Below are 989 nucleotides of genomic sequence, written 5' to 3'. Positions count from 1 at the left end.
CCCTTCGCTTATTTCCTACACCAATGGAATTGCGTTCAATGCAACCTCAAAACGTTGTTATCGGGTGGAAATCACTGATGAAGAGACAGCCTGGATTAAAAAAGGCCCAATTACTAATTCATTTAGCTAATCGTTCGATTGGCACTAAGCAAGCACTTGATGCTTATAAATTTCATCTACAACAATTATTAGAGGAATACGATCTCGCAACCACACAACTCGAAAGAGTTGAACAACAGGTCACAGAAGCACTTAAACAAATTCCTTATGCCCAGCAATTGCTTACTATTAAAGGAATTAGTGAAATTTCTTTGGCTGGTATATTAGGGGAAGCAGGAGATTTAAGTGGCTTTGCCCACGGCAATTCTTTACTAAGACATGCAGGATTGCACCTAGCTGAAGCAAGTTCAGGAAAGTGGAAAGGTCAAATTGTCATTTCTAAACGTGGGAGGTCAAGACTACGGCGATTCCTTTACTTAGCCACAATGAGCCTTGTGATGAACAACCCAGAATTTAAAGCAATACACGCTCATAATGTTAAAGTTAAAAAAATGAAGAAAATGAAATCTATTATGAAATTGGTTGGTAAATTAGCTCGTATATTTGTAGGTATTGCTAAACGAAATGAATCCTATTGTCCAGAAAAAGTACAACCTTTAACTACTTTAGCAGCATAAGAACTTATAGATTCTTAGAAACACTTTCGAGTTTCCCAAAAGGAAAGACTCCAATAAATAATAAGAAAAAGTGATTGTTAGTTTTACAGTTATCGAATGTTGGCTTATTCGTAGGATTTCAAACATGTACGGAGTACCAGGTTTGTTCCACAAAAGGGCTTAGACCCATCCCGTTAGCATAACTGGCCTCCACCCCTTGGATAGGCATGACGAAGGAATGATAGGGCTTTTGACCCGTTGAGACATGGGAGGGTAAGCCTCCAAGGGCGGCGTGGAGCATGTACATCATATGGTAAAATATGGAGTTGTAAA

Annotated in this window: 2 protein-coding genes; one reads left to right on the top strand and one right to left on the bottom strand. The window is 38.9% G+C overall.

Going from position 1 to position 989, the window contains the following annotated elements:
- Positions 1–677 (top strand): transposase (locus M3610_RS27420; protein ID WP_251463631.1); only part of this gene is annotated, 677 nt, incomplete at its 5' end.
- Between the two features lie 118 nt (positions 678–795).
- Here the strand turns inward: M3610_RS27420 and M3610_RS27415 are convergent.
- Positions 796–989 (bottom strand): hypothetical protein (locus tag M3610_RS27415; protein WP_251463629.1); only part of this gene is annotated, 194 nt, incomplete at its 5' end.

The sequence above is a fragment of the Neobacillus sp. MER 74 genome, assembly GCF_023714155.1.
Note: the sequence above shows the minus strand (reverse complement) of the source record. Positions and strands in the feature narration are given on the sequence as shown.